At 73.8% G+C, this 23,283-nt stretch carries 22 protein-coding genes and 1 pseudogene; 6 read left to right on the top strand and 17 right to left on the bottom strand.

The window, feature by feature from the left end:
* Positions 1 to 41 precede the first annotated feature (41 nt).
* From GCU69_RS11130 to GCU69_RS11085, 10 genes are read right to left on the bottom strand one after another with little or no spacing between them, the layout of a single operon-like run.
* Positions 42 to 1,592 (bottom strand): ABC transporter ATP-binding protein, encoded by a 1,551-nt coding sequence (locus GCU69_RS11130; RefSeq protein ID WP_156205818.1) that lies wholly within the window; start codon positions 1,590 to 1,592, stop codon positions 42 to 44.
* Positions 1,589 to 2,377, bottom strand: a complete 789-nt coding sequence (locus tag GCU69_RS11125; protein ID WP_156205817.1) for an ABC transporter permease subunit — start codon at positions 2,375 to 2,377, stop codon at positions 1,589 to 1,591. Before GCU69_RS11125 ends, GCU69_RS11130 begins: the two co-directional genes overlap by 4 nt.
* Positions 2,377 to 3,330 (bottom strand): ABC transporter permease, encoded by a 954-nt coding sequence (locus GCU69_RS11120; RefSeq protein ID WP_156205816.1) that lies wholly within the window; start codon positions 3,328 to 3,330, stop codon positions 2,377 to 2,379. Before GCU69_RS11120 ends, GCU69_RS11125 begins: the two co-directional genes overlap by 1 nt.
* On the bottom strand, positions 3,327 to 4,928 hold the full coding sequence (locus GCU69_RS11115; RefSeq protein ID WP_156205815.1) for an ABC transporter substrate-binding protein: 1,602 nt from the start codon (positions 4,926 to 4,928) through the stop codon (positions 3,327 to 3,329). Before GCU69_RS11115 ends, GCU69_RS11120 begins: the two co-directional genes overlap by 4 nt.
* Positions 4,915 to 5,757: a class I SAM-dependent DNA methyltransferase gene (locus GCU69_RS11110; protein ID WP_098750244.1), complete on the bottom strand. Its 843-nt coding sequence runs from the start codon at positions 5,755 to 5,757 to the stop codon at positions 4,915 to 4,917. The genes GCU69_RS11115 and GCU69_RS11110 overlap by 14 nt, the downstream gene beginning before the upstream one ends.
* 25 nt (positions 5,758 to 5,782) lie before the next feature.
* The gene (locus GCU69_RS11105; protein WP_156205814.1) at positions 5,783 to 7,042 is read right to left on the bottom strand and encodes an MFS transporter; all 1,260 of its coding nucleotides are present in this window, start codon (positions 7,040 to 7,042) and stop codon (positions 5,783 to 5,785) included.
* Complete coding sequence (locus GCU69_RS11100; RefSeq protein WP_156205813.1) at positions 7,039 to 8,088, bottom strand: dipeptide epimerase; 1,050 nt, start codon at positions 8,086 to 8,088, stop codon at positions 7,039 to 7,041. The genes GCU69_RS11105 and GCU69_RS11100 overlap by 4 nt, the downstream gene beginning before the upstream one ends.
* Complete coding sequence (locus tag GCU69_RS11095; RefSeq protein WP_156205812.1) at positions 8,085 to 9,167, bottom strand: PLP-dependent cysteine synthase family protein; 1,083 nt, start codon at positions 9,165 to 9,167, stop codon at positions 8,085 to 8,087. Before GCU69_RS11095 ends, GCU69_RS11100 begins: the two co-directional genes overlap by 4 nt.
* Positions 9,164 to 10,006 carry a Rossmann-like domain-containing protein gene (locus GCU69_RS11090; protein ID WP_156205811.1) on the bottom strand — a complete coding sequence of 281 codons (843 nt, stop codon included), beginning with the start codon at positions 10,004 to 10,006 and terminating at the stop codon, positions 9,164 to 9,166. Before GCU69_RS11090 ends, GCU69_RS11095 begins: the two co-directional genes overlap by 4 nt.
* Positions 10,003 to 11,259 carry an ATP-grasp domain-containing protein gene (locus tag GCU69_RS11085; RefSeq protein ID WP_156205810.1) on the bottom strand — a complete coding sequence of 419 codons (1,257 nt, stop codon included), beginning with the start codon at positions 11,257 to 11,259 and terminating at the stop codon, positions 10,003 to 10,005. Before GCU69_RS11085 ends, GCU69_RS11090 begins: the two co-directional genes overlap by 4 nt.
* 146 nt (positions 11,260 to 11,405) lie before the next feature.
* Here GCU69_RS11085 and GCU69_RS11080 point away from each other — a divergent pair, with 146 nt between their 5' ends.
* Complete coding sequence (locus GCU69_RS11080) at positions 11,406 to 12,920, top strand: alpha/beta hydrolase (protein WP_156205809.1); 1,515 nt, start codon at positions 11,406 to 11,408, stop codon at positions 12,918 to 12,920.
* A gap of 296 nt (positions 12,921 to 13,216) precedes the next feature.
* Here the strand turns inward: GCU69_RS11080 and GCU69_RS11075 are convergent, their stop codons facing one another.
* Positions 13,217 to 14,116, bottom strand: coding sequence for a S1 family peptidase (locus GCU69_RS11075; protein WP_156205808.1), 900 nt, complete (start codon positions 14,114 to 14,116; stop codon positions 13,217 to 13,219).
* Positions 14,117 to 14,339: 223 nt separating this feature from the next.
* Between GCU69_RS11075 and GCU69_RS11070 the strand changes: the two genes are divergently transcribed.
* On the top strand, positions 14,340 to 15,125 hold the full coding sequence (locus GCU69_RS11070) for an IclR family transcriptional regulator (RefSeq protein WP_170315823.1): 786 nt from the start codon (positions 14,340 to 14,342) through the stop codon (positions 15,123 to 15,125).
* A 184-nt stretch (positions 15,126 to 15,309) separates the two neighbouring features.
* Here GCU69_RS11070 and GCU69_RS33590 read toward each other — a convergent pair whose 3' ends face one another.
* Positions 15,310 to 15,747 carry a recombinase family protein gene (locus tag GCU69_RS33590; protein ID WP_235978396.1) on the bottom strand — a complete coding sequence of 146 codons (438 nt, stop codon included), beginning with the start codon at positions 15,745 to 15,747 and terminating at the stop codon, positions 15,310 to 15,312.
* Between the two features lie 139 nt (positions 15,748 to 15,886).
* Positions 15,887 to 16,312 carry a hypothetical protein gene (locus tag GCU69_RS34930; protein ID WP_456243372.1) on the bottom strand — a complete coding sequence of 142 codons (426 nt, stop codon included), beginning with the start codon at positions 16,310 to 16,312 and terminating at the stop codon, positions 15,887 to 15,889.
* Between the two features lie 652 nt (positions 16,313 to 16,964).
* Between GCU69_RS34930 and GCU69_RS11060 the strand changes: the two genes are divergently transcribed.
* Positions 16,965 to 17,198 (top strand): hypothetical protein, encoded by a 234-nt coding sequence (locus GCU69_RS11060; RefSeq protein ID WP_156205806.1) that lies wholly within the window; start codon positions 16,965 to 16,967, stop codon positions 17,196 to 17,198.
* On the opposite strand, the gene GCU69_RS11055 is transcribed toward GCU69_RS11060, so the two are convergent.
* The gene (locus GCU69_RS11055; protein WP_156205805.1) at positions 17,176 to 18,135 is read right to left on the bottom strand and encodes a cytochrome c oxidase assembly protein; all 960 of its coding nucleotides are present in this window, start codon (positions 18,133 to 18,135) and stop codon (positions 17,176 to 17,178) included. The two genes, GCU69_RS11060 and GCU69_RS11055, sit on opposite strands and share 23 nt — an antisense overlap.
* Complete coding sequence (locus tag GCU69_RS11050) at positions 18,132 to 18,623, bottom strand: DUF2243 domain-containing protein (RefSeq protein ID WP_156205804.1); 492 nt, start codon at positions 18,621 to 18,623, stop codon at positions 18,132 to 18,134. Before GCU69_RS11050 ends, GCU69_RS11055 begins: the two co-directional genes overlap by 4 nt.
* Positions 18,624 to 18,765: 142 nt before the next feature.
* On the opposite strand from GCU69_RS11050, the gene GCU69_RS11045 reads away from it, so the two are divergent.
* A complete protein-coding gene (locus tag GCU69_RS11045; protein WP_098750243.1) occupies positions 18,766 to 19,311 on the top strand; it encodes a hypothetical protein in 546 nt (181 codons plus the stop codon).
* 146 nt (positions 19,312 to 19,457) lie between these two features.
* On the opposite strand, the gene GCU69_RS34350 is transcribed toward GCU69_RS11045, so the two are convergent.
* Both GCU69_RS34350 and GCU69_RS34345 read right to left on the bottom strand, forming a co-directional pair.
* Positions 19,458 to 19,673: a transposase gene (locus GCU69_RS34350; RefSeq protein ID WP_257155583.1), complete on the bottom strand. Its 216-nt coding sequence runs from the start codon at positions 19,671 to 19,673 to the stop codon at positions 19,458 to 19,460.
* 73 nt (positions 19,674 to 19,746) lie between these two features.
* A pseudogene (locus tag GCU69_RS34345) lies at positions 19,747 to 19,836 on the bottom strand (hypothetical protein); the annotation flags it as partial.
* Positions 19,837 to 20,821: 985 nt separating this feature from the next.
* On the opposite strand from GCU69_RS34345, the gene GCU69_RS11035 reads away from it, so the two are divergent.
* Both GCU69_RS11035 and GCU69_RS11030 read left to right on the top strand, forming a co-directional pair.
* Positions 20,822 to 21,898, top strand: a complete 1,077-nt coding sequence (locus GCU69_RS11035) for an Ldh family oxidoreductase (RefSeq protein ID WP_170315822.1) — start codon at positions 20,822 to 20,824, stop codon at positions 21,896 to 21,898.
* Positions 21,899 to 21,909: 11 nt separating this feature from the next.
* Entirely contained in the window at positions 21,910 to 23,283 is a 1,374-nt protein-coding gene (locus tag GCU69_RS11030) for an MFS transporter (protein WP_098750216.1), read from the top strand.

Genomic DNA, 23,283 nt, shown 5'->3' with positions numbered 1-23,283 from the left:
AAGAGGCCGTCCGGCGCGACCCGCCCCCGCCCGGTCCGGGATCAGCCGGGTGCGGTTCCCGCGCTGCCCGCGCTCCCTGCGGTCAGCCGGGCGGTGGTCTCCATCAGCGAGACGGTGAACGGATGTTCCGGCGAGCGGAGGACCTGCCGGGCCGGGCCCTCCTCGACGATGTCACCGGCGTCCAGGACCGCGACCCGGTCCGCCAGCGCCTCGGCGGTGCCGAGGTCGTGGGTGATCAGGACCAGGGCCAGGTCCGGCCGGTCCCGCAGCAGCCCGGCGAGTGTGCCGAGGAGGTCCCGCCGGGTGACGGTGTCCAGTCCGGAGGTGATCTCGTCGCAGACCAGGACGCGGGGCCGGGCGAGCAGGGCGCGGGCGAGCGCGGCCCGCTGGAGTTCGCCGCCGGACAGCCGCCCCGGTCCGCGCCGCGGCAGTTCCCCGGTCAGCCCGAGGCCCGCGAGGGCGGACACCGCCTCCGCCCGGGCGTCCCGCTCCGTCAGGCCGCGGAGCCGCACCGCCGTCCGGGCCACCTGGTCCAGCACGGGACGGTGCTCGTCGAACGACGCCCCGGCGTCCTGGAAGACGTACTGGACGGCGGCCAGTTGCGCGCGGGTCCGGTCGCGCAGGCTGCGGCGGAGCGGGGCGCCGCCGAGCAGCAGCTCCCCGTCGTGGTCCCGGTGGAGGCCCGACAGGCAGCGGGCCAGGGTGGTCTTGCCGCTGCCGGAGCGTCCCACGACGGCCAGGCACGCGCCGCCGCGCAGGACGAGTCCCGGGACGCGCAGCACCGGGGTCCCGCCGTGCCGGGCGGTGAGTCCGCCGACGCGCAGCACCTCCGCTCCCTCCCCGCCCGGTCCGGACGGGAGTTCCGGCCGTTCCGCCGCGAGGAGTCCGGCCGTCCAGGGATGCCGGGGCGCGAGCCACAGGCGCTCCGCCGGCCCGGACTCGACCACCCGTCCCTCCCGCATGACCAGAACCTCGTCGGCCAGCGCGCGTACGACGTCCAGGTCGTGGCTGAGCAGGACGACGGCGATGCCCTGCCGGGCCACGGCAGCGAACTGCTCCACGATGCGCTGCTTCGTCAGCGCGTCCTGGCCGGTGGTCGGCTCGTCGGCGACCACCACCTCGGCACCGAGCAGCAGCGCCTGCGCCAGGACGACCCGTTGCTGCTGGCCACCGGAGAGCTGGTGGGGATAGCGCCGCAGCACCGCCGCCGGGTCCGGAAGCTGGGCGAGCGCCAGCGCTTCCAGGACGCGGTCGTGCGCGGCGGCCCGGCGTCCGGGCCGCGGCAGGTGCCGGACCCGGTCCCGGGCGATGTCCCGCAGCAGCGCGCCGACGCGGCGCGCGGGGTTGAGGACGGCGCCCGGGTGCTGCGGCACGTAGCCGACCCGGCCCCGGGGGACGCGTACACCGCCGGTCACCCGGGCGCCGGGCGGATACTCGCCCAGCAGCGCGAGCCCGGTCGTCGTCTTGCCGCTCCCGGACGCGCCGACCAGGGCGGTGACCCGGCCGGCCGGGACCCGCAGGTTCACCCCCTCGACGATCGCCCGGCCGTCGACCTCCACGCTCAGGCCGGTGATCTCGGCGACCGCGTTCACGTCCGTCTCCTCTTCTGCAGTGCGGCGTCGGCGAGCAGGTTGCCGCCCATGGTGAGGGCGACGATCAGCAGGGCGGGCACGACCACGGCCCAGGGCTGGACGAACAGTCCGGTCCGGTTGCGGTCGACCATCACCGCCCAGTCGGCGGCGTCCGGCTCGACCCCGACGCCGAGGAAAGCCGCGGTGGCCACGAGGTAGAGCACCCCGGTGAGCCGCACGCCCGCGTCGGCGGCGAGCGTGCGCCCGACCGACCTGCCGACGTAGCCGACGGCCGTGCGCCACCAGCTCTCACCCTGCAGCCGCAGCGCCTCGACCACCGGGCGGGACGCCACCTCGGCCGCGGCGGCCCGTACGACGCGGGCGGCGTCCGGGATGTTGACCAGCGCCACCAGCAGCGCGAGCCCCGCCGCGCCCGGGGTGAGGACGGCGGCGACCAGCAGGATCATCAGCAGCGACGGCACCGCGAGCAGCACGTCCAGAGGCCGCATCAGCAGTTCCTCCAGCCAGCCGCGGTGGGTGAGCGCGCTGATCAGGCCGAGCGGCAGGGCCACCAGATACGCCAGCGCGGTCGCCGCCAGCGCGACGAGGACCACGGACCGGCCGCCGAGCAGGACCTGCCGCCAGACGTCCCGGCCGACGAAGTCGGTGCCCAGCCAGTGCCCGCCGCCGAGGGTGAAGGAAGCGGCGCGCGGCCCCGGTTCCCCGGCGAGCACCGGTCCGAGCAGCGCCAGCGCCAGGGGCAGGCCGACGATGACCGCGCCGAGCACAAAGCGTGGTTTCAGCATCAGGCCGCCATCTCCGCCCGGGGCGCGAAGCGGCGCGCGACCAGGTCGGCGCCGAGGTTGAGGACGACGGTGGTGACGCCGAAGACGACGGCGAGGCCCTGAACCACCGGCACGTCGCGTTCGGCGACGGCGTTCATCAGCACGGTGCCGAGGCCGGGGATCACGAACAGCGCCTCCACGACGATCACTCCGCACAGCAGCCAGTCGACGGTCCTGGCGAGTTGCTGGGCGGCGGGTGTGATCGCGTTGGGCAGGGCGTGCCCGTACCGGACGCGGGCGCCCGGGACGCCGTACCGCCGTGCCTGGGCGACGTACGGCGAGGCCAGCGCGTCGATCATGCCGGCCCGCACCAGCCGGGCCAGGGAGCACACCGGGCGGGTCAGCAGCACCACGACGGGCAGCACCAGCGCGGCGGGGTGGGCCAGGAGATCGGTGCCGTAGCCGACGGCCGTCGGCGGCAGCCAGCCCAGGCGCAGCGCGAACACCGTGATCAGCAGCACCCCGAAGGCGAACTCCGGCACCGCGTACGCGCCGAGCGTGACGGAGCTGACCAGCCGGTCCGCGAGCCGTCCCTCGCGGCGGGCGGCGAGGACGCCGAGGCCGACGCCGACCGGCACCAGCAGCGCGACCGTGAGGGAGGCGAGCAGCAGCGTCGGCCCGAAGCCGTCGGCGATGTACGTGCTGACGGGCCGCCCCGAGGCCAGGGATGTGCCGAAGTCGCCGCGGGGCAGGCCGGCCGCCCACTCCAGCAGGCGTTCGTGCGCCGGCCGGTCCAGGTCCATGGCCTGCCGTATCGCGGCGATCCGCTCCGGGTCGGGCTGGTCCCCGGCGAGGGCGACGGCGGCGTCGCCCGGCAGCGCCTCGGTCAGGGCGAACACGAGCAGGACGACGGCCGCCGTCTGCGCGGCACCGAGGAGCAGGCGCCGGGCCGCCCAGGACCGCAGTCCGCTCACGCGAGCCACACCTTGTCGAAGCGGGCCCAGTCCAGGGAGTTGGCCGGCGCCCCGGCCTCCACGCCCCGCACGCCCCGGGCGGTGCCGAGGATCCAGTCGGCGAAGCCCCACACCAGGAAGCCGCCCTCCGCGTAGAGGCGGCGCTGCATGCGCTCGAAGACGGCGGCGCGCTCCTCCTTGTCCCGGGTGGACTGGGCCTGCTGGTAGAGGGCGTCGAAGTCCTCGTGCCGCCACTTGGTGGCGTTGGTGGTGGAACCCGTCAGCAGGCGCTGGGAGATGTGGGCCTCGATGGGCATGGCGCCGGAGCGGTAGGAGCAGATGGTGCCGGAGTCGAGGATGTCCTTCCAGTAGCTGTCCTTGCTGCCGGACCTGATCTCGACGGTGACGCCTGCCCGGGCGGCCTGGTCCCGGAAGATCGCGGCTGCCTCGGTGAACCCGGCGGCGACCGGCGAGGTGTCGAGGACGACCTTCAGGTTCTCGGCCCCGGCCCGCTTCAGCAGCGCCTTCGCGCGGCCGAGGTCCTGCTCGCGCTGCGGCAGCCCGTCGGCGTAGTACTCGTATCCCCTGCCGAACAGGTCGTTGCCGATCCGGCCGGCGCCGGAGAGCGCGCCGTCGACCAGCTCCTGCCGGTCGGCGATCAGGAAGAACGCCTCCCGGACGCGCTTGTCGTCGAAGGGCTTGCGGTCGGTCTTCATCGCGAACGACTGCATGGAGCTGTCGCGCAGCCGGACGATCTCGATCTGCCCCCGGCCCTCGTGCGCGCGGGCGGTGGTGGGGTTCAGCTCGTGGGCGTACTCGACCTGCCCGCCGAGCAGCGCGTTGACCCGCGCGGACTCCTCGTTGGCGACGACGAACTCCAGCTCGTCCAGATACGGGGCGCCGTCCCAGTAGTCCTCGTTGCGGCGGAGGACGGCGGACTTGCCGGGGGCGAACGAGACGAAGCGGAACGGGCCGCTCCCCACCGGCGCCGTGTCGAAGTCCTGCTCGCCCTCGGGCACGATGTACGCGCCGAACGCGGCGAGGACATTGGGGAACTCGGCGGTCGGGCGCTTGAGCACGAACTCGATCGTGCGCGCGTCCAGGGCCTTGCTCGCCCCGAGGTCGACGGGCTCCAGCGAGGCCTTGGCGCGGAACGCCCGCTCCGGGTCGGTGATGCGGCGGTAGCTGTGGAGGACGTCCCGGGCGGTGACCGGCTCGCCGTTGTGGAAGACGGCCTCGCGCAGCGTGACCTTCCAGCGGACGAGGCCCGCGTCCGGCTCCCACGCGGCGGCCAGGCGCGGCCGGGCCGACAGGTCGGGGCCGTAGTCGGCCAGCTTGTCGAAGAGGGCCTTCGCGCGGGCGACGTCCGCGAAGAGGTTGGCGAGGTGCGGGTCGAGGGTCTCGGAGGCCCCGCCGCCGGCGAACGCGGCACGGAGCCGTCCGCCGCGCTTCGGCTTGCCGCCGTCACCGGAGGCCGGGTCACCGGCGGGGCCGGCACCGGAGCAGCCGGCGAGGGCGAGCGCCCCGAGCCCGGCGGCGCCCGAGGCCGCCGCGAGGAAGCCCCGGCGGCGCAGGCCGGCGGAACAGGATGCGTCGAGCGATACGTCATGGCTGGTCATGGCGGTGTCCTTGCTGCTGGATGCGGGGTTGCCGGCGGAAGGGGGCCCGGTCGCGGCGGGTCCGGCGGGCGACGAGGTGCAGCCGGTCGCCGTCGGCCGTCGCGGCGGGCGGATCGCCCTCGCGCCACGGGGGTTCGGTGCGCGGGCCCGGCCCGTCGTACAGGGCGAGCACCTCGAAGCCGTGGCAGGCGAGCAGGCGGCGCAGCTCCTGCGGGAAGAGCAGGCGCCAGGCGGAGCGCTGCTCGGCCGGCGGGGAGCCGTCGCCGGCGGTCCAGACCCGGGTGCGGCGCAGGAGTTGCGCGGCGCGGTCGACGTACAGGGTGGTGGTGGAGGTGTAGGTGGTGCCCTGCCGGGTGAAGCTGTCGACGGCCGGGGTGTCGAGCAGTTCCGTGCGGCCGAGGAAGAAGGCGCCGTTGCGCATCTCCGCGACGAGCAGGCCGCCGGGTGGCAGGGCGCGGCGGCAGGAGGCCAGGAAGCCGTCGAGTTCGTCGTTGGTGTGGCAGTACAGCAGGGCGCTGTCCAGGCAGACCACCGCGTCGAAGCGTCCCAGCGCGAAGCCGCGCAGATCGGCCCGGACGTACTCGGGGCCCGGGTGGTGGCCGCGGGCGTACTCCAGCATCGCGCCGGACAGGTCGGCGCCGGTGACCGTGCGGCCGGCCGCGTGCAGGTGGGCGGCGTCTCGGCCGGTGCCGCAGCCGATGTCCAGGACGCGGGGCCCGGGGGCCCCGTGGCGCCGCAGGCAGTCCTCGGCCCAGCGCCCGGCGAGCCGCCCGGCATCGGGGAAGCGGGTCTCGTACAGCGCGGGGTGGTCGGTGAGCAGGTTTCTCATGTGCGCGTTGTCCACGGGTGTCCCCTCAGACCGCCGTCGGTACGGGCGCCTTGGCGCCGGGCAGGGCGCGGCGGCGGTGCAGCCGGCCGACACAGGCCGCCGAGAGCAGCCCGAGGGCCAGGCAGCAGGCCCAGGGCAGCCAGGGCGCGCCGGTGCGCTCGCCGGTGTCCATGGCCCAGCCCACGACGGTGTTGCCGGCGGCCGCGGCGACGCCCGAGACCACGTAGAAGAGGCCGAAGTAGGTGCCGGTGAGTTCCGGGCGGCCGAAGCCGGGGATCAGTTCCATCACGAACGGCTGGGCGATCATCATGCCGAGATAGAGCAGCAGGGCGCCGGCCAGGACGGGCAGGGCGCGCAGCGCCGTCTCCGCGAGGCCCGTGGGAGCAGTCCCGTGTCCCGGCACCGCCATCGGCGGTACGAAGGCCAGGCCCATCAGCGCGAGCCCGGCACCGATCCAGCGCGCCCTGCTGCCCCGCTCCTTCAGCGCACGGGTGATGCGCAGCTGGAACCCGAGGTTGCTCAGGGTGCCGACGAGGAAGACCAGGCCCGCCGCGCCGTCCCAGCCGGTCGCCCGGCGCGCGCCCTCCGGCAGCAGCAGATACAGCTGGTTCTCCATGGTGAACATGCCGACCATGGCCAGCGCGAAGGCCAGGAAGCGGCGGTTGCCGACGACCTCGCGCCAGTCGGTGAGCACGCTGTTCCCCGCGGGAGGGGCCTCGCGGGCCGGGAGGACGAGCGCCTGGGCGGCGGTGAGGACGGCGAAGATCCCGGCCGCGGTGAGCGCGGAGGCACGGAAGTCGACCAGCAGCAGGGCGCTGCCGATCAGCGGTCCGAGCAGTGCGCCGGTGGTGGCGAACACATTGAACAGGGCGAACGCCTCCGCCCTGCGGCTCCCCGCCTCCAGGGCGAGATAGGCCCGCACGGCCGGGTTGAACAGCGCCCCGGCCAGCCCGCTGAGCACGGACGCGGCCAGCAGCACGGCGAGTCCGTCGCCGAGCGCGAAGAGCCCGAAGCCGACGGTGCGCAGCGCGCAGCCGGCGATGATGACGCCCCGCGCGCCCAGCCGGTCGGAGGCCGAGCCGCCGATGAGGAACAGGCCCTGCTGGCTGAGGTTGCGCACACCGAGGACGATGCCGACGACCGCCGCCGACATGCCCAGGTCCTCGCTCAGGTGCAGGGCGAGATAGGGGATGAGGAGGTAGAAGCCGATGTTGACGCCGAGCTGGTTGACCAGCAGCAGCCGGATCGCGAGCGGGAACGCGCGCATCTCGTGCCACGTCTTCACGTTCCCGCCTCCCGGTCGCGGAGCCGCACGCCGAGTCCGGGACTGCGGTTGGCCCGTACGGTGCCGTCGGTGCCGCCGATTCCGCTCCACGGGTCGTCGGCGAGCAGCAGGTGCCCGTCGAGGTCGACCCAGTGGGCGCGGTCGGCGAGGTGGACGGCGGGGGCGATGCCGAGGCTGCTGGCGGTCAGACACCCCAGCATCAGGTCGGTGCCGGTGTCCGCGATCAGCTCCGCGATCCGGAGTGCGGCGCTCACCCCGCCGCACTTGGCGAGCTTGACGTTGATGCCCTGTACGCGTCCCGCGAGCCGGCGCGCGTCCTCGGCACCGGCCGCGTCCTCGTCGGCGATGACCGGCAGCGGGGAGCGCCGGGCGAGCCGGGCGAGTGCCTCGGGGTCACCCGGTTCCAGGGGCTGCTCGACGGCCTCGACGCCCAGCGCCGCGAAGAGCGGCAGCAGCCGCTCCGCGGTCCGCGCGGTCCAGGCCCCGTTGGGGTCCAGCAACAGCCGCGCTCCGGGGGCGGCGGCCCGGACGGCCCGTACGCGCTCCAGGTCCTCGGCGGGATCCGGGGCGCCGGCCTTGATCTTGAGGACCGAGAAGCCGTCCCCCGCCAGGCGGGCGGCCTGTGCCTCGGCACGCCCGGGCGTGGTGATCCCGATGGTGCGGGCGGTCGCGGCGGACGGGGGAGCGGCGGCGCCGAGCATCGCGTGGACCGGCAGTCCGGCGCGCCGGCCCACGAGATCGAGCAGCGCGGACTCGACGGCCGCGAGCACGGCGGGCGCGGTTTCCCGCCGTTCCCCGTCGCGTACGGCCGCCAGGGCGCTCTCGGGTTCGGCGAAGCGGGCGAGCCACCGCGACTCCGTGTCCAGCGCCCGGGTCAGGGTCCGGCGGTCGAGGCCGTAGTACACGCTGGTGACGGCCTCGCCGTGGCCGTGCTGCCCCTCGTGTTCGACGGTCAGCCGGACGGCCTCGCGGGCCGCCGTCGTGGAGCGGGATATGCGCAGCGGCTCGGTGAGCGTCAGCTGTTGGACGAACTGGTCGGTCTTCACGGGGTCTCTTCCGCGGGGGTGTCGAGGGGGTCGGTGACGGTCCGGCAGCGGACCCACCCGGTGGCCTCCACGGCTGCCGGGTGCGGGATTTCGACGGGGCGGGTGGCGGCTGCGGCCGGGTCGAGCCCGTGGGCGGCTGCGAAGTCGTCGTCGTACACGCTGCCGAGATAGCGGTGCGGCCCGTCGGGGAAGACGGTGGCGACCACGGCGCCCGGGTGGACGCGGGCGGCCCACGCGGCGACGAGAGCCACGGCCCCGGTGCTCCAGCCGCCGCTGACGAAATTGCCGGCGGCCAGCCGGCGGCACGCGTCCGCGGCCTCGGCCGGGCCGACCCAGTGGACCTCGTCGAAGGCGTCGTGGGCGACGTTGCCCGGATGGATGCTGCTGCCCAGGCCCCGCATGAGCCGGGGCCGGGCGGGCTGGCCGAAGATGGCGGAGCCGGTGGCGTCCACGCCGATCAGCCGGATTCCCGGCCGGTGCCGCCGCAGCGGGCCGATGATTCCCGCGCTGTGGCCGCCCGTGCCGACGCTGCACACCAGCACGTCGAGGTGGTCCAGCTGGGTGGCCAGCTCGGCCGCCAGGGTCGCGTAACCGGCCGTGTTGTCGGGGTTGTTGTACTGGTCGGGCCAGTACGCGCCGGGCAGCTCCGCCAGCAGCCGGTGCAGCCTGGCGAGGCGGGCGGCCTGCCAGCCGCCCTCCGCGGCCGGCCGGTCGACCAGCTCCAGCCGCGCGCCGTACGAGCGCAGCAGCTGCCGCATCGAGGGCTCCAGCTCGATGTCGCCGACCAGCACGATCGGATGGCCGAGGGCCTGTCCGGCGAAGGCCAGCCCGATGCCGAGGGTCCCGGACGTCGACTCCACCACCGGGGCGCCGGGGAGCAGTTCGCCGCGCTGCCGCGCGCCGCGCAGCATGGAGACGGCGGCCCGTGCCTTCATGCCGCCGGCGCCGAGCGCTTCCAGCTTGGCCCAGAAACCCGGCTGCGGGCAGGGCAGGTCGACGGTGATGCGGGCGAGCGGCGTCCGGCCGAGGAGACCGAGCAGTTCGCGGTTGCCCGCCGGGCTGAGGACGGCCGTGGTCACAGGGCGGCTCCGTAACGGTGGACGGTGCCCGGGCCGCCGTCCAGCCAGAAGAAGGGATACGGCTCCGCGCAGACCGCGCTGACGCCCGCGCCGATGAGGCGGGGCAGGACCGCGCTGCCGGTCTGGGCGAACATCACCAGCGGGACGCCGTGGCGCAGCGCCTGCTCGCGCAGCGGTTCGAAGGTGCCGTTGCCCAGCGTCATCCCGGAGGCGAGGACCGCGTCACAGCGCTCCAGTTCCGCCAGGGCGTCGGTGCGCACCGGTTCGCCCCACTCGGTGGTGCCGCCCTTGAGGTCGCAGGGGACGTACGCCAGCCCGCGCGCCCGCAGCGCCTCCAGCAGCGAGTTGACCACGCCGACGACGAGCACCGTGCCCCCGGGCGCGGTGCCGAGCAGTTCGACGACGGCCCGGGCCCGGGCCCGGGACTTCTCCAGCGAGGTGCCCGCCGGGAGCGGGCAGGGCCGCGCGCCGTTCTCCGGGACGTGCGGCCGGACATGCATGAGATAGGCGTCGAGGGCGGCCACGCGCACCGGCGGCAACGCGTGCGCGAGCAGGCTGCCGACATCCGCGCCGACGCACTCCTCGACGGCGCCGTCGGGCAGTTCGCCGGGCTCGGCCGCGCAGGAGCCGACGGCTCCGCCGAGGCGCAGGCTCAGCACTTCGTTGCGGTAGCCGCCGCCGCGCCCGTCGTGGCGCACGGCCTGGCGGGTGGTGAACGCCACCGTCACGCGCAGGCCGCGCGGGTCCGGTCCGGCGTGGCCGCCGAGCACCCGCTCGACGAGCTGATGATACGAGGAAGCCGTGGCCGCTGCCGCGGCCGTGCCGGTGGGGGCGGTCATCGGGCCGCCACCCGGGGGCGGAGCCGCGCGAGCAGGGCTTCGGCGCGGTCGCGGGCACCGGGGCCGTCGGCGTCGCCGGTCATGACGTGACCGAGGTATTCGTTGTTGCTGCCCGCCGCCCTGACCGTCTTCCCGGCCTCGGCGAGCTGGAGTTCCAGCAGGCCGGGCGCGCCGCGCACGCTGTCGGCGCCGTCGACCGCCTCCAGGACGCCGTCGCTGCCGGGCACCAGGAAGCCGATGGCGGCGCTCCTCAGACCGGTGTCCCTGCGCCGCAGGTCCGGCTCGCGGCCGAGGGCGACGTCGACGCAGGCGGCGGCGAGGTCGATGCCGGTCACCCGGCGTACGAGTTCGGTGATGCGGTTGCCGGCCGGGCGCGGATTGACCTCGACCGGACGCGGTCCGCCGGGCGTCAGCTTGATCTCGGTGTGCGCCACGGTCGCGTCGAGTCCGAGCGCCTCCAGCGCGTCCACCGCCGTCCGCTCGGCCGCCTCGGCGTCGGCCGCCGGGAGCGCGGCGGGAAACATGTGGCCGGTCTCGACGAAGGCGGGCGTCCCGCCGACGCTCTTGTCGGTCACGCCGACGACATGGGTCTTACCGCCGCAAGACACGGTCTCGACGCTGACCTCCGGTCCTTCGAGGAGTTCTTCGAGCAGGGCGACGGGGGCGCGGCGCTGTCCGCGGGCGTTGACGGGGAACCCGGCCAGCGCCCGGTACGCGTGTGCCAGCGCGGGCTCGTCGTCCACGCGGCGGACGAACATCCCGGCGCACAGGTCCACGGGCTTGAGCACCAGCGGATAGCCGATGTCCCGTGCCGCCTCGGCTGTTCCGGCCCAGTCGTCGCAGACCGCGAAGCGGGGTCCCGGTATGCCGGCCCGGTCCAGGATCCGGCGGGTGGCGTCCTTGCGGCACGCGTTGCCGACCGCCTCCGGGTCGGCGCCGGGCAGCCCCAGGACCCCCGCGATCCGCGCGGCCGCCGGGAGGTAGTAGTCGCAGGAGGTGATCACCCCGTCGAAGCCCAGGGCGCGGTGGGCGCGTTCGGCGAAGGGCAGCAAACTCTCGGTGTCGTTCGTGTCGGCCGTCAGCACATGGCGGGCGGCGAGCAGCGGGTGAGCGGTGCCCTCGGGGGCGGAACGCAGGTAGTGGTGGAGATCGCGGGTGAGGAAGGTGAACTCGTGGCCCGCCTCACGGATCGCCCGTGGCAGGAGTCTGCTCATCGATCCGACCCAGCTCTCGACCATCAGCAGGTGAGCCACGGGCTTCCCCTTCTTCGCATCGCGGACTGAGTTGCTGTCCCGCCGACGGCTCTTCGGGCAGACGCCGGCTTGACCCCGGTGACACTAACCGATAATCGTTTTCATTGTCATCTGATGTTGTGTCGCTTCTCCGGATGTGAGACCACGTGCCTCCCGCCACCCGCCCGCTGAGCGCTCTGTGCGCCCTCGCCGCCCTGACCGCCGTACTGGCCCCGGCCGCTCCGGCCGGCGCCCACGACGGCACCCGGCTCCGTTTCGGCGCCTGCCCGGAGTCCGTGCCGGCCCCGGCGGCGCCCGACCGCGTCGAATGCGGGCAACTCGGCGTCCCGCTCGACCGGGAGAGACCGGACGGCCCGCGCATACGGATCGCCGTCTCACGGGTCCCGGCCTCCGGCACCCCCGGTGAACGCCGCGGCGTCCTCCTCGTGAACCCCGGGGGCCCCGGCGGCCCCGGGCTGTCGTACGCCGTGACGAAACGGGCGAAACTCCCGGAGCGGGTCCGTCGCGCCTACGACGTCATCGGCTTCGACCCGCGTGGCACCGGGCTCAGCGCCCCGGCCGACTGCGGCCCGATGGGCGGGCTCTTCGACGCCCCGGCCGCCGACCCCGTACCCGTGGGCCCCGCGGCGGAGCGGGCGTATCTCGGCTCGCTCCGCCGCATGGCGGACGACTGCGCCTCCGGTGCCGGCGACGCCCTGCCGCAGCTGTCGACCGCCGGGACCGCCCACGACATGGACGCCATCCGCTCCGCCCTCGGCGAGGAGCGGATCGGCTTTCTCGGCGTCTCGTACGGCAGCTATCTCGGTGCCGCCTACGCCGCCCTGTTCCCGCAGCGCGTCGGGCGCATGGTGCTCGACAGCGTGGTCGGTCCGTGGGACTGGTACGACTTCGACCTGCGGCAGAGCCGGGCGCTGCTGCGCGGGCGCGAGGTGTTCTTCGGCTTGGCCGCCCGGCACGGGGAACGCTTCGGCCTCGGCCGCGACGCCGGCCGGGTGCGCGACGCCTACCGGCGCGCACGGGACGGGCTCGCCGCCCGTCCCGTGGACGGCTTCGGCCCGGCGGAGTTCGACCGTGCCGTCTACCGGGCCCTGGGCCGGACCGAGCGCTGGGCCGGCCTCGCGGACGGCATCCGCGCGTATCTGCGCGACGGCGACCCGGCCCCGCTCCGCCCGGAGACTCCGTTCGACAGCGCCGCCTCACGTACGTACGAGGCCGCCAACCGCACGGTGAAATGCGCCGACGGGCCCGGCCCCGCCCCCTCCCGTGTCGTGGCCGACATCCGGCGCACGCGGCGACTCGACCCGCAGCCCGTGCTGACCGGGATGGAGGCCTCCGTCTGCGCCTACTGGCACCACCGGCCCGCCGGCCGGACCCCGCTCGGCGGCCCGGAGGCCCCGCCCGCCCTGCTGGTCGCGTCCGAACACGACGCCGTCACCCCGATCGAGGGCGCGCGGCAACTGGCCGGCAGGCTCCCCGGGTCTCGTCTCGTCACCCTGCACGACGACTACTCGCACGGGGTCTTCGCCAGCCGGGGCAACCCGTGCGTGGACGGGACGGTCGCCGGTTACCTCGTCGACGGGTCTCTGCCGGCGGCGGACGTGCACTGTGCCGGGCCGGGTCTGCCGGTCCCTGAACCCCTCGGGCCGCGTGAAGCCGGGTGAAGCCGGGAACAGGCCCCCGCGGCCCGCCGGACCGGGCCCGCACGGCTCCGCCCCGGCTTGAACGGCTGGTACCCAGGGGCCGGTGCGGACCGGTGCCGGCCGGTGCGCGCAGACGGCCGGGGGCGGGGAACGTGCCGCGGGGACGTGCCGGCGAGAACCCTGTCCGGAAGCGGTGCCGGAAGCGGTGCCGGAAGCGGTCCGGAAAGCGATGCCGGGAAGCGGTGCCGGACGGCGGTGATCGGGGGAAGCGGTGCCGGACGGCGGCGGTCGGGGGAAGCGGCGCCGGGAAGCGCCGCCTAGAAGACGCTGACGCCGTAGGCGTTCAGCGCCTCGACGACGGGCTGGAAGTAACTGGTGCCGCCCGAGGCGCAGTTGCCGCTGCCGCCCGAGGCGAGTCCCAGGGCGAACCGGCCGGAGTACAGCGGGCCACCGCTGTCACCGGGCTGCGTGCACAGGTTCGTCCGGACGAGGCCGTACACGATGTTCCCGGACCCGTAGTTGACCGTGGCGTTCAGAGCGGTCACGGTGCCGCAGCGCGCTCCGGTGACGCCGCCCGTGCCGCACACGCGCTCGCCGACGGAGGGGCTCCTGGCTGCGGAGATGTCGACCAGAGTCCCGCCGGGTCCCCGGACGCCGCCCTCCGCCGTGCTCGGGTCGGCGTATTCGACAAGGCCGAAGTCGTCACCCGGGAAGCTGCTGCCGGCCACCGGTCCGATGGACCAGGTGCCGGGGGTCGCCGTGCAGTGGCCCGCGGTGAGGGCGTATCTGGCGCCGCTGGAGTCCTCCACGTTGAAGCCCACGGTGCAGCGCACCCCGCCCGGCCCGACGATGACGTCACCGCCGGCCACGCGTTCGGTCAGCCGGCCGGCCGTGCGGCGGATCTCCAGCACACCGGCCGGGGCCTTCACCGCCTCCGCGATCCGGGCGAGGTCACCGGCGCCGACGGTGCGGTCCGCGGTCACCACCAGCCGGCCCCTCGCGGCGTCGGCGTGCCAGGCCGTTCCCGCGACGTCCGCCCTCAGCACGGCCGCGCCGGCGGCCGCGAGCTGTGAACCGGTCACCTCGGCGGGGCCGGACTGCCGGGCCGCGGCGTCCGGTGCGGCCGACAGGGCGGCGGCCGGCAGGCAGCAGGCGACAGCGATCGCGCGTGCGCACCGGACCGGTCTGCTGGTTCGTCTCGTTCGTCTGCTGCTCATGACGTCCTCCGTTGGCCCGTGTCGTGGCGGCGGGGCATGCGTGGTGCGATGCGCGTGTCATGTATGCGTCGAACTCCTGGGTGCATGGTTCACCCTGCCGGTGCGCACGGCAAGGAACCGTTTCCGTTCCGGCGACCGCTCACCCGGGCGGGACCGCCCGGCCCGGGACCGCCGGACGGGGCATCGGACGGCGTCCGCGGGGCCGCGACGTAGACTGGCGGCCATGACCGGCGAGCCTCGGCGTACCGCCGCCGACAAGACACTCGATGTACTCGAGGCCCTGGCCGAGCACCACGGTGTCGCGGATCTGGCAAAGGCGACCGGGCTGCCCAAGCCCACCGTCCACCGCATTCTGCAGACCCTGGTGCAGCGCGGTTTCGCCCGCCAGGTCGACCACGGCAGCTATGTGGGCGGCGCGCGCATCCTCACCCTGGTCCGCCGGCACCAGCCGGCCATCGACCTGCCGAACCAGCTGCGCCCCGCCCTCGACGAGCTGCAGAAAGAGACGAAGTGGACGGTGCACTTCGCCCTGCTGGCCGGGGACGAGGCCGTCTACGCGGCGAAGGTCGAGGGAGACCGGCCCTACCACCTGGCCTCGCGGGTCGGGATGAGCCTGGCCCTGCACTCCACTTCCGTGGGCAAGTCCATGCTCGCCTGTCTGCCGGAGGAAGCGGTCCGCGCGCTGCTGGCCCGTACGGGCATGCCCCCGCGCACCGCCCGCACGCACATCAGCCCGGACGAACTGATCGCCGAACTGGGCGCCGTCCGCACGCGCGGCTATGCCGAGGACCACGAGGAGAACGAGGAGGGCGTCATTGCCGTCGGCGCCCCCGTCTTCGACCACACCGGCCAGGTGATCGGCGGGATCAGCGCGGCGACGCTCAGTCACCCGGCGGACGCCGCCGCCGTTCCCGACTGCGGCCGGGCGGTCGCGGACGCGGCCCGGAGGACCTCGCTCATGCTCGGGGCCGCTCCCCGGCACAGCGATCTGAGCCGGCTCGCGGGCTGAACGGGCCGCGACGGGCGGCCGGGCCGGTCCCGTCGGCGGTCCCGTCGGCCGGGCCGTGGCGGTGGCCGGGCCGTCGGCGGTCGCGGCGGTGGCCGTCGGACCGGTGCCGCTGACCTGGCGGGGTCCCTGTTCCCGGCCGGTGTCGGCCCTGTTCTCGTACAGCCACGGCGAGGAGACAAGTAGCTCAACGTGAGGCCAGGGCCTCCGCTTCAGTGCGGGGCTGGGGAACCTCTCCACTGCTCAGGGCCGCGAAGTCGGTGTGGGCCTGCTCGACGGCTTCGGGGTACGCCTCGTGCTTGGCGTGCTCGGCGAGCGCGCGGTAGATGCTCGCGACGGACGGGTTCTGGCCCTTGCGCTTGCCGGTGGGAATGATCAGCTCGGGCTGGATCTGCTCGACGGACTCGCCGCCCGCGCGGCGCCGGAGCACGGTGTGGAGCATGCCGTCGGTGATGACGCGCGGCCGACCGCCGTGCTTGCCCCTGCGGGCCGCGGTGTCGAGCCCTTCCAGCGTGGATTCGCGGATGTTCTCCCGCTCGGTCTCCGCCATCGCCGCGAAGAATGCGAACAGCAGCTTGCCGGGGCCGGTGGGGTCGTAGACGCCGGGCAGGGGCCCGGCGAGCATCTCCAGGACCAGGCCGTGGCGGTGAGGTGGCCGGCGAGCGCGGTGAGTTCGGCGGCGTCGCGGCCGAGCCGCTTCATCTCGTACACGGTGAAGATGACCCGGCAGTGCGGGGCGTGCGCCTTGGTCTCCCGCGCCGTCCTCAGCGCCTCCTCGCACGTCGGGCGGACCCGCACCCGGGTGCTGAATCTTCTCGCTGAAGTTCTTGTCCCCCGGGATGCCGTGCTTGCTCAGCGCGTCGAGCTGGGAGTCGAGTTCCTGCCCGAGGGCCGAGCAGCGGGCGTAGCCGATGCGAATGTCCGCGCTCGGCAGGTCCGGGTTGATCGGCGCCGGCGGCGGGGTGCCCGGTCGCCACGGCCGGTCCGCGGTCGGCCGGGGTGGGCACCCGCAGCGCCTTCTTCAGGCGGGGCAGCTGGGTGAAGCGGCGGGTGTGGCAGGCGGAGGCGACCGCGCCGCCGCGCGAGCGGCAGGGTGAGCCGGGCTGTGCGTCGCACTTCGGACAGGCGTGCTGTCCGACGTCGTTCGCGTCCGACCGGTCGGCTGGGGAAGGCTGCTGAGGGCCCGTCATGGGCCCGGGTTTCCGCACAATGCAAGTCTCAGAAAGGGCGCTGTCCCGCTTTTGAGTGAGAACGGGTTCTGAGAATCGATCCGGGATCGACGGGGGTTCGGCGTCCCCTTGTCGATCCTGCTCCGGCAAAGGACCGTTTGTGAGAGTTTCGAGAGCGGGGTTACGCCTCCTGCTCGCCTTGAGTCGTAGACCGGCTCATCACTCCGCGGGCCGGTGTTCGTCAGCGGCTGAGGGTGTCGAGGTGGCCGAGTGGGTGGCCGGAGGCGCATTCGCCGGGGGTCCACGTCGATGACGGTCAGCTCGTACGGGCGGGCCTTGGTCTGGTCGGCGGTGCGGTTGTGGGTGTCGCGGGGACTTTTTGTTGCTCGCTGTTCCTTTCTCCGGCCCGACCCGTGGAATGCGCCACCCCATCGTCCGCCCGGCTTCTCGGGCGGGGGCGACGATCAGCATGAAGGTGGCTACGGCCAGCAGCACGATGGCGGGGAGTCCGCCGGGTTGACCGGCGGGCTGGTGGCGACGGCGGCCTGCATCTCAGACGTCGGCACGGTGGCCAGGGGGATGGCGGGGAAGTCTCTGCATTGCCCGGGCAAGGGATATGGGCCCGAGCGGGTGTCTGGGGTGGCCGTGTCTCCAAGCGGATGCAGGAGTGACGATGACGCGAGCAGCGGCGCGCAGGCCGGCACATGCCGGTTTTCGTGGTGTGCCGGCTCTGCTTGTGGCCGTGGTGGCGCTGCTGTGTGTCTTCGGGCACGCAGAGCGTGGCGGGCCGGGCACGCATCCGTCCGTCGCGCAGCAGGTGCATGCACCTACCGTCTCCCTCAAGCCCGTCGCCGACGAAGCCACCACCCGGCTCGACGCCGCACTCAGCGCCCTGGCCGCCACCTGACCCCTTCCGGCTGCCGCGCCTGCCCCGCCAAGCTCTCCCGCCGGGCAGGCGCAGCACATGCGGTGCCGACCGGCGCCGGAATCCCACCGCGAGCGTCAGGGGCGGCCGGCACGCCGGCCGCCCAGGGCCGCCGCCGCGCCCGCGCCCGGTCGCGCACGGCCCTCACGCGGCCGGTGGTCCGGTACCAGGAGGCGGCCAAAACGACAGCGAGCCCGACTTCGACCAGGTCACCGCCGTAGTACATGACCTGGGCACCGGTATGCAGGTCGGCGGCGGCAACTTCGGTGCCGGGTGGCCCGGCCGCGTACAGGGCCTTGGCGAGCACGGCGTGCGCGGCCCCGGCCGCCAGCAGGGTCATCCCGCGCACGGTCAGGCTCCAGCGTCGGCGTACCGCATCGACCTGGCAGACGGCAAAGGTGAACAGCAGGCCGGCCGCCAGAACGTGCAGATGGACCACCGCGTGCAGCCACGCGTGGTGCTGCATGGCGGCGAACAGGCCACTGCGGTACAGCAGCCACAGCCCCCCGATATCCAGCAGGGCCGCCAAAGGCGGGAAGACGAGCCAGCCCGCCGGGCGGGAGTGGGCCAGCGCCACCAGCAGCCGCCGCGCGGTCCCGGGGGCCAGGGCGCGCAGGGCCAGCGTCAAGGGGCGGGCGAGGACGAACAGCAGCGGCGCCGCCATGCCCACGATCAGGTGCTGGGCCATGTGGGCGGTGAACGCACCGCCCGGCAGCGAACCCACCGCCACCCAGGCCAGACTCCCGCTGCCGGCGGCGAATGATGCGTCGCGCCGCCGTGGCCAGGCATCCCCACGGCGCCGCAAACGGGATGCGGCCGCCCCATAGACGACGGCCGCCAGTAACGCGGCCGCCGCAGTGACCAGCCCGGCCAGGCCGGCACCCGTGTCCGGGCCGGAGTGGACGTGCGCGAGGATCACGACGCCGCCGCAGCCCGGCTGCGGCGGGCCGCGCGGACGGCCTGACCTGTGCCGATCAGCAGCAGCACCAGGCCGGCGAGATTCCACGCCCAGTCATAGGGGGTGATGTCCACGCCGTAGCGGATCTGGTGCAGGCGCAGCAGCTTGTGGTCCACGATGCCGTCGAACAACTGGAAGATCCCCAGGCCCAGGAAGAACCCGGCCCAGCCGTGGGGCGGGGCCAGGGCGCGGCGGCGCCGCAGATCGGCGAAGAGGAAGAACCCCGCGACCAGGGCCAGCAGCTCGGCGGTGTGCAGCAGCCCGTCCGACAGCAGCCCCACGCTGAGGGTGGAGCGGTCGTAGAAGTGGTGCCAGTCCAGGATCTGGTGGAAGACGATCTCGTCGACCGCGGCCATCACCGCGATCCCGATCACCCCGCACACCACCATCGACCGGCGCGGCTCGGGCCGCGCTTCAGGGGCCGTGGGCGGGTGGACCGGTGTGCTCATGAGTCTGCCTTCCTGACACGGACACGTCTGCTGCCCCGTACGCCTACCCCTCCCACCGGATGCGAGCGCGCCGATCACCGCATCCGGGTGAGCAGCCGGGCGGCACGGGTCAGGACGCCGGGCAGCGGGTACCCGCAACGGCATGATCAAGCGTGCACTGTGGCAGGGACTGATCGCCGGCACCGCCGGAGGCGTCGTGATGACCCTCGGCGAGAAACTCGAACAGGCCATCACCAAACGGCCCGGCTCCCACGTACCCGCCCGGGTCCTGCAGCGCCTGACCGGCCTGCCCGAACACCTCGGCAAACAGCCTCTGCCGGTGAACTGGGCCATGCACTTCGGCCAGGCCGCCCTCCTGGGCGTGCTGCGCTCGGTCATGGCCCAGGCCGGCCTGCGCGGACCGGTCGCCTCGGCGAAATTCACCGTCGTGCGCCTCACCAACGACCAGATCCTCGAAAACGCCACCGGCGTCGGCGCCCCGCCGCCCACCTGGCCCCGCAAGGAACTCGTCATCGACGTGCTGCACAAGGCCGTCTACGCCTTCGCCACCGGCGCCATCGCCGACGCCCTCGCCCAACGGAGCACCGGACCCGGCCCCGGGCAACGCCACGCCGCCCTCCGCCCCGGCCGCCACGCCGACATCGGCCCCCTGCCCCGCAAGGACGCCTACGGCAGGCAAGCCAGCTGAACGCGATGAGGTCCGTCGGGCGGCAACGCCGCGGCCGGGCCGGGCTGCCTCCGTCTCGGGCGCGGTGCGAGGGCTGGGCACCATGGCCACTGGCCCGGCGAGGCCGAGATGGGAGTTCATGTCCGGCTCGAACCGGCCGTAGGGATTCACGTGGGTCCGGAACAGCGGTGACAGGGCCCGCCGGTCGGCCCGGTGAGCATGCCGGCGCACTTCTCATCGGCGAGGACCTGCTGCATCAGCAGCGTGTTGGCGTGCACGAGGGCGGACTGGAGCAGGTGCAGGGTCAGCACGGACACCTCCTGGGACTCCTCGTCCGAGCCGGTGCGGTCGCCGTCCTTGCCGTGGGAAAGGTCCTTGTTCACGCTGTTCCAGTTTCTCCACCACCTGCAAGCCCTCGTGGATCTCGCGCCGCAGCTCGGCGTCGGCGAGGTAGTCGCAGACGAACGCCGTACGCACCGCCCGCCCGGGTTCCTCGACCGCCTGGTAGGTGGGGTGCTTCGGTCCGCCGCGGGTGAAGCGGTGCAGGACCTGCTCGGCCTCGGCGGTGCCCAGGCGCAGACCCGGCGCAGCGTCGCCTCGGACTCGCCGTGCTTGCCGGTCACCGCGACGCGCTTGATGCCCATGTTGGTGACCAGACCGAACAGCACCAGCAGCAGCCGGCGCCGCAGCACCTCCTCGGACAGGTCCTCTCTGGTGGCGACCGAGGTGAACTCGCCGATGAAGCCGGTGTCGAACTCGGCGTGAGCGTCTTTTCCCCGCCGGCCACCGGGAAGATCACCCGCTGCACCGTGCCCGACGGCTCCGACAAAGCCGCCTCCGCGACCCGCAGCAGCATCGCCTCCTTGCCGCGGGCCTTCTCCAGCTCCGCCCCCAGCTCCTTGTCGACCTTCCGTTCCGCACGTGTGTTGATCTTCAGCACGAGGGATGAACAGGTCCACCAGCGCATCGGTGATCTCCGTCTGCCGGACATGGCACAGCGTGGCCGGCAGCGTCGGGCGCCTTGGAGGCTTCATCCGCTCCAGGTTCGCCGGGTACTCCTTCGACGCCCGCGCCCGCCAGGCGTCGACCAGCTTCTCCGACACGTCCGCGAACAGGGCCGCGGGCAGCTCCAGCCGCCGCACCCGCTCCGCACCCGATTCATGTCGTCTTCCGGCAGCGTCCAGACCTCGATCAGGTCCTCCGGCTCCCAGTCCTGCCGCACCCCGCCCCTCCACCCAGACCGAGATCACTCATTCAGCTCAACGAGAGGCCCAGCCAGGAGAAACGAGGGCCAGGGCAATCACACCGCGCTACATGTCCGTTCGCCGTAGCTATACGAGGACAGAGCCGTGTCCGGAGCGCGTTCCGGGCCTGACGTACCGGCGGGCCGGTACGTCGAGAGCGCGGTGGCCTTCCCGTGACCGCTGACGAGTAATCCCGTGTGACGGGCTTCACGTCGCTCCTGTCCCGTGGCACCATCACTGCCACATGGATTGCGGAACGGTATTCCGTGTGACGGAACGCGAGGGTGGTGACGACAGCTGTGACGGAGGCCGTCAAGGGCACCGGGCAGGGCGACCGCGAGGACACCGGTGACGGACACCGGTACGTCGGCGAGGAGGAACTCACCGAGCTGGCCGCGTCGTTGCTGCGGGCGGCGGGGACGAGCCCCGCGCCGGCCCTGTGCATCGCCCGGTCGCTGGTCGAGGCCGATCTCACCGGGCACAGCTCCCACGGCGTGCGCCGGCTGCCGGGCTATCTGGCCGCGGTGCGGGACGGGATCATCGACCCGGCGAGGAGCGGCGAGGTGCGTTCGCGCACCGGTGCCACGGCCGTCGTGGACGGCCAGCGTGCCTTCGGCCAGCTCGCCGCACGCTGCGCGACCGGGGAACTGGCCTCGCTCTGCGAGGAGTTCGCCGTGGGCGTGGTGACGATCCGCGACTGCAACCACGTCGGCAGACTCGGCGAGTACACCGCGGAGCTGGCCGAACGCGGACTGGTCGCGCTCGCGGTCTCCAACGCCGACCCCACCGTGGCTCCGTACGGGGGCCGGGAGCGCCGGCTGGGCACCAACCCCATGTCCTGGGCCCTGCCGCGCGCCGAGGGGCGGCCGCCGGTGGTCATGGACTGGGCCACCGCCGCCGTGGCCGAGGGCAAGCTGAACGTCGCCAGGGCCGCCGGCCTTCCCGTGGCCCCCGGCCTGCTGCTCGACCCGGCCGGGGCGCCCTCCACGGCACCCGAGGACTTCTACCGCGGCGGCGCGCTGCTGCCGTTCGGCGGCCACAAGGGATACGCGCTGAGCGTCGTCATCGAGATCACCGGCGGTCTGCTCAGCCGCGCGGGGATCTCCTGCCTGCCGGGATACGGCGGCCACTTCGGCACCGTCCTGATCGGCATCCGCGTCGACGCCTTCGTGCCGGCGGCGGAGTTCCGCGAGCAGACCGAGAGCTTCTGCGCCGAACTCGCCCGCACGCGGCCCGCCGGGGACGGCCACGAGGTGCTGGTCCCGGGCGAGCCGGAGGAGCGCACCCGCGCCCGGCGCCGCGCCCACGGCATTCCGCTCCCGCACGCGACATGGCGCGAGCTGAACGATCTGAACGGCTCCTGAAGGAGGCACCGATGGCCGAGGACAGGATCACCGGCCCCCAGACGACCCCGGCGGCGGACACCGCCCGATCCCCCCGCGAAGCCCCCCGCGACCGCGAACTCCGGCGCGTCATCTCGGCGTCCGTCGTCGGCACCGCCCTGGAGTGGTACGACTACTTCATCTACGGCACCGCCGTCGCGCTGGTCTTCAACGACCACTTCTTCGTCCAGGAAGACCCCACGACCGGAGCGCTCATCGGCTTCGCGACCTTCGGCGTCGGATTCCTCTTCCGTCCCCTCGGCGGCTTCCTCTTCGGCTCGATCGGCGACAAGTTCGGCCGGCGCGTCACCCTGATCCTGACGACACTGATCATGGGCCTGTCCACCGGCATCATCGGGCTGCTGCCGACGTACGACTCCATCGGCATCGCCGCGCCGCTGCTGCTGGTGCTGATGCGGGTCTGCCAGGGGCTGGGCGCGGGCGCCGAGTTCGGCGGCGCCTCCACCCTGCTCTGCGAGCACGCGCCGCCCGCCCGCCGCGGCTTCTTCGCCTCCTTCGCGCAGATGGGCGTGCAGATCGGCCTCGTCATGGGCACGGTGGCGTTCCTGTTCGTGGAACTGCTGCCGGACAGGGAGATGGAGGCGTGGGGCTGGCGGATCCCGTTCCTGTTCAGCTTCGTACTCATCGCGGTGTCCCTGTACGTCCGGCTGCGCGTGGCGGAGTCCCCGGTCTTCCTGCGGATGCGGGAGGGGCGGAGCGTCGTACGGCTGCCGGTCCGCGAGGCACTCGTGCGCTACCCGCGGAACTTCCTCGTCGGGATCGGCGCGCATGTCTGCGACACCTCGCTCGTCTACATCTGCGCGACCTTCTCGGTGTCCTATGTGACGGGAGAGCTGGGCATGGAGCGTTGGGTGGCTCTCACCGGCGTCATCGGTTTCGGGCTCGTCGTCATCGCCCTGCAACCGGTCTACGGCGCGCTCTCCGACCGGGTGGGGCGCCGCCCGCTGAACATCTTCAGCGTCGTCTTCACCGCCCTGTTCGCGTATCCGCTGTTCCTGCTGATGCAGACCGAGGTGCCCGTGGTGATCTGGCTGGCGCTGATCGTCATGACCGGACTGGGCCTCGCGCCCATGATCGCCGTTCAGCCCGCCTTCTACGCCGAGCTGTTCGGCGCCCGGGTGCGCTACACCGGCTTCGCCGCGTCCCGGGAGACCGGCGCGGCCATCGGCGGCTTCTCCCCGTTCATCGCCACCTACCTGCTCGGCGTCGGCGGCGGCTCGCCCTGGCTGATCGCCGTCTTCCTGGCGTTCACCGCCATGATCTCCCTGGTGGCGTTCCTGTACTCGCGCGAGGGCCGGGACATCGACATCGCCGACGCCGAGCTGTCCGCGGCCCGGGGGCGGTGA

It is taken from the genome of Streptomyces lycii (assembly GCF_009735685.1).
In the GTDB taxonomy this organism is placed as follows: domain Bacteria; phylum Actinomycetota; class Actinomycetes; order Streptomycetales; family Streptomycetaceae; genus Streptomyces; species Streptomyces lycii.
Note: the sequence above shows the minus strand (reverse complement) of the source record. Positions and strands in the feature narration are given on the sequence as shown.

What these genes read in the sequence shown, in the direction of transcription:
- GCU69_RS11075 (WP_156205808.1), bottom strand. Translation starts at nt 14,116, where the DNA reads ATGAGCAGCAGACGAACGAGACGAACCAGCAGACCGGTCCGGTGCGCA.
- GCU69_RS11070 (WP_170315823.1), top strand. Translation starts at nt 14,340, where the DNA reads ATGACCGGCGAGCCTCGGCGTACCGCCGCCGACAAGACACTCGATGTA.
- GCU69_RS11050 (WP_156205804.1), bottom strand. Translation starts at nt 18,623, where the DNA reads ATGAGCACACCGGTCCACCCGCCCACGGCCCCTGAAGCGCGGCCCGAG.
- GCU69_RS33590 (WP_235978396.1), bottom strand. Translation starts at nt 15,747, where the DNA reads ATGCTCGCCGGGCCCCTGCCCGGCGTCTACGACCCCACCGGCCCCGGC.
- GCU69_RS11030 (WP_098750216.1), top strand. Translation starts at nt 21,910, where the DNA reads ATGGCCGAGGACAGGATCACCGGCCCCCAGACGACCCCGGCGGCGGAC.
- GCU69_RS11110 (WP_098750244.1), bottom strand. Translation starts at nt 5,757, where the DNA reads ATGAGAAACCTGCTCACCGACCACCCCGCGCTGTACGAGACCCGCTTC.
- GCU69_RS11060 (WP_156205806.1), top strand. Translation starts at nt 16,965, where the DNA reads ATGACGCGAGCAGCGGCGCGCAGGCCGGCACATGCCGGTTTTCGTGGT.
- GCU69_RS11090 (WP_156205811.1), bottom strand. Translation starts at nt 10,006, where the DNA reads ATGACCGCCCCCACCGGCACGGCCGCGGCAGCGGCCACGGCTTCCTCG.
- GCU69_RS34930 (WP_456243372.1), bottom strand. Translation starts at nt 16,312, where the DNA reads ATGACGGGCCCTCAGCAGCCTTCCCCAGCCGACCGGTCGGACGCGAAC.
- GCU69_RS11115 (WP_156205815.1), bottom strand. Translation starts at nt 4,928, where the DNA reads ATGACCAGCCATGACGTATCGCTCGACGCATCCTGTTCCGCCGGCCTG.
- GCU69_RS11045 (WP_098750243.1), top strand. Translation starts at nt 18,766, where the DNA reads ATGATCAAGCGTGCACTGTGGCAGGGACTGATCGCCGGCACCGCCGGA.
- GCU69_RS11125 (WP_156205817.1), bottom strand. Translation starts at nt 2,377, where the DNA reads ATGCTGAAACCACGCTTTGTGCTCGGCGCGGTCATCGTCGGCCTGCCC.